The sequence below is a fragment of the Rhodococcus sp. R1101 genome (assembly GCF_000278445.1).
GTDB classification, from domain to species: Bacteria; Actinomycetota; Actinomycetes; order Mycobacteriales; family Mycobacteriaceae; genus Rhodococcus; species Rhodococcus gordoniae.
This window is the reverse complement of the sequence record NZ_AJVB01000420.1, coordinates 1-3,444: the sequence shown is the minus strand read 5'-3', so window position 1 is coordinate 3,444 and position 3,444 is coordinate 1. Positions and strand designations below refer to the sequence as shown.

General features: G+C 69.3%; 3 protein-coding genes. 1 reads left to right on the top strand and 2 read right to left on the bottom strand.

Annotation, left to right across the window (positions count from 1 at the left end; translation table 11 throughout):
• Positions 1–1,807, bottom strand: a 1,807-nt coding sequence (gene tkt / locus R1101_RS0119065; protein WP_026003468.1) for a transketolase, incomplete at its 3' end; no start/stop codon positions are given.
• Between the two features lie 212 nt (positions 1,808–2,019).
• On the opposite strand from tkt, the gene R1101_RS0119060 reads away from it, so the two are divergent.
• Positions 2,020–2,997: a heme o synthase gene (locus R1101_RS0119060; protein WP_016934927.1), complete on the top strand. Its 978-nt coding sequence runs from the start codon at positions 2,020–2,022 to the stop codon at positions 2,995–2,997.
• 79 nt (positions 2,998–3,076) lie between these two features.
• Here R1101_RS0119060 and R1101_RS0119055 read toward each other — a convergent pair.
• A partial coding sequence (locus R1101_RS0119055) for a zinc-binding dehydrogenase (RefSeq protein ID WP_037224155.1) occupies positions 3,077–3,444 on the bottom strand: 368 nt, incomplete at its 5' end.

Genomic DNA, 3,444 nt, shown 5'->3' with positions numbered 1-3,444 from the left:
GGGTCTCGCGGGCGGCGACGGCGAGCTGGACCTCGGATCCGGTCGCGAGGATCACGACCTCCGGGGTCCCCGAGGCCGCCTCGGCCAGGACGTAGGCGCCGCGGGCGACACCCTCGGCGGCCTTCTCCCGCGTGCCCTCGAGCACGGGGACGTTCTGGCGGGTCAGCGCGAGCGCGGTCGGGCCCGTGCGGTTCTCCAACGCGGCCTTCCACGCGAACGACGTCTCGTTGGCGTCGGCCGGGCGGATCACCGCGAGGTTCGGGATCGCTCGCAGCGCCGCGAGGTGCTCGATCGGCTGATGGGTCGGGCCGTCCTCACCGAGACCGATCGAATCGTGCGTCCATACGTAGATCGACGGGGTCTGCATGAGGGCCGCGAGACGCACCGCGGGTCGCATGTAGTCGGAGAAGACGAGGAAGGTGCCGCCGTAGGGGCGGGTCGGGCCGTGCAGAGCGATGCCGTTGAGGATCGAACCCATGGCGTGCTCGCGCACACCGAAGTGCAGGGTGCGTCCGTAGGGCTGCGCGTTCCAGTCCTTCGTGGAGATCGCCGCGGGGCCGAAGGAGTCGGAACCGGGGATCGTGGTGTTGTTGCTGCCGGCGAGGTCGGCGGAGCCGCCCCACAGCTCGGGCAGCACCGGTCCGAGCGCGGCGAGGGCCTTGCCGGACGCCGAGCGGGTCGCGGGACCGCTCTCGGTGGGCTCGTAGGTCGGCAGGGCGTCGACCCAGCCTTCCGGGAACTCACCGGCGTACAGGCGGTCGAACAGCTCCTTGCGCTGCGGCTCGCGGGTGGCCCACGCGTCGAAGTCGGCCTGCCACGCCGCGCGCGCCTCGGCGCCACGCGTCACGACCTGCCGGGTGTGCTCGATCACCGCCGGATCGACGTCGAAGTTCTTCTCGGGGTCGAAGCCGAGGATCTTCTTGATCTCGGCGACCTCGTCGGCGCCGAGCGCGGCACCGTGCGCGTCGCCGCTGTTCATCTTCGTCGGGGCCGGGTAGCCGATGATCGTGCGGACGGAGATGAAGGACGGACGGTCGGTGACGGCCTTCGCGGCCTCGACGGCCTCGAGCAGTGCGGTGACGTTCTCGCCGCCCTCGACGGTCTGCACGTGCCAGCCGTACGCCTCGTAGCGCTTGGCGACGTCCTCACCGAGAGCGATCGCGGTGTCGTGCTCGATGGAGATCTTGTTGTCGTCGTAGAAGACGATCAGGTTGCCGAGCTGCTGGACACCGGCGAGCGACGACGCCTCGGAGGTCACGCCCTCCTCGATGTCGCCGTCGGAGGCGATCACGTAGACGTAGTGGTCGAACGGGCTCTTGCCTGCGGGTGCCTCGGGATCGAACAGGCCGCGCTCGCGGCGGGCAGCCATCGCCATGCCGACCGCGGAGGCGAGACCCTGGCCGAGCGGGCCGGTGGTCATCTCGACCCCGGCGGTGTGCCCGTACTCGGGGTGGCCCGGGGTGAGCGAACCCCACGTGCGCAGTGCCTCGAGGTCGGCGAGTTCGAGGCCGTAGCCGGACAGGTACAGCTGGACGTACAGCGTCAGGCTCGAATGTCCGCACGAGAGCACGAAGCGGTCGCGGCCGACCCACTCGTGGTCGGTCGGATCGTGGCGCATCACACGCTGGTAGAGGGTGTACGCGAGGGGAGCGAGGCTCATCGCGGTACCGGGATGCCCGTTTCCGACCTTCTGCACGGCGTCGGCGGCGAGCACGCGCGCGGTGTCGACCGCCTTGGTGTCCAGGTCGGTCCAGTCGGCAGGATGCGCAGGCTGGGTGAGGGTGCGGATCTCGTCTGTGATCGACACGAGCGTGAAGTCTCCTGACATGGGTGTACGGGGTCCCGGCGGGTGGAAGTCGGCCCGCGCGCTACTTCAGACTAGTGCGCTGCTCCGAACGGGTCGATTCGGTCCGGGCAACGGTCCGGTCTACCATCGTTCGTAGTAGAGGAGCGTCCGGAACCGGGCGACCGTGAACGGGCGAAACGAAGGTGCGGATTCGCGTGGGACAAGGAGACAGTGTGCGGGCAGGGCGACGGCCGGGAGGACACGGCTTCGGCGCCCCCGAAGCGCCGAGCGCCCCGCGCTCCGACACCGCGTGGGGCCGGCTCTCCGGCACCGTCCTCGCCTACATCGCGTTGACGAAGCCGCGCGTGATCGAACTTCTACTGGTCGCGACCATTCCCGCGATGCTGTTCGCCGATCGCGGGAACGTCGACATCGTGCTCATCCTGAGCACATTGTTCGGTGGCTGGATGGGCGCCGCGAGTGCCAATTCGCTCAACTGTGTCGTCGACGCCGACATCGACAAGGTGATGAAACGCACGGCGTTGCGTCCACTGGCCCGGCAGACGGTGCCGACGCGCAATGCCTTCGTCTTCGGCATGCTGCTCGGTGTCGCGTCGTTCGTGTGGCTGTGGTGGCGGGCCAACCTGTTGGCCGGCGTGCTGGTCGTGGCGACCATCGCGTTCTACGTGCTCGTGTACACGATGGTGCTCAAGCGCCGGACCTGGCAGAACGTGGTCTGGGGCGGGGCGGCCGGGTGTATGCCCGTGATGGTCGGCTGGGCCGCGGTGACCGGTTCGTTGAGCTGGGAACCGGTCGTGCTGTTCCTGGTCATCTTCTTCTGGACGCCGCCGCACACCTGGGCGCTCGCGATGCGCTACAAGGAGGACTACAAGGCCGCGGGCGTGCCGATGCTGCCGGTGATCGCCACCGAACAGCACGTCACCAAGCAGATTCTGATGTACACCTGGGCGACGGTGATCGCGACGCTGGTGATCGTCCCGGCTGCCGGGGTGATCTACGCGGCGGTCGCGCTGCTCGCGGGCGCCTGGTTCCTGCTCGTCGCCCACCAGCTGTACAACAGCGTGCGCGGCGGAGCATCGGTCAAGCCGCTCAAACTGTTCCTGCAGTCCAACAACTACCTCGCGGTGGTATGCCTCGGTCTGGCGATCGATTCTGTACTCGCACTGCCCACGATCGGCTCCTACTTCTGATCCTCTCCGCCCGCGACTGCGCCCCGGCCGTTTCCGGTCGGGGCGCAGTCGTCGGTGGGGTCGGGGATTTTCCGCGAGTTCAGGGGATCAGGACGATCGACCCGGTGGTCCGGCGCCCTTCCAGATCGGTGTGGGCGCGACCGGCCTCGGCCAACGGGTAGCTCGCCCCTACCCGGATCGTCAACGACCCGTCGGCCAGAGCCCCGAGCACCTCGCCGGCACGCCACAACAGTTCGTCGCGATCGCGGGTGTAGTGCGCGAGCGTGGGCCGCGTGACGAACAGCGAACCGGCCGGGTTGAGCCGCTGCAGATCGAACGGCGGGACGGGCCCGCTCGCAGCCCCGAACAGGGCGACCGTGCCGCGCACCCGGACGGACGCCAGCGACGCCTCGAAGGTCGCGGCACCGACACCGTCGTACGCCGCGGCCACCCCTGGCCGCCCGTGAG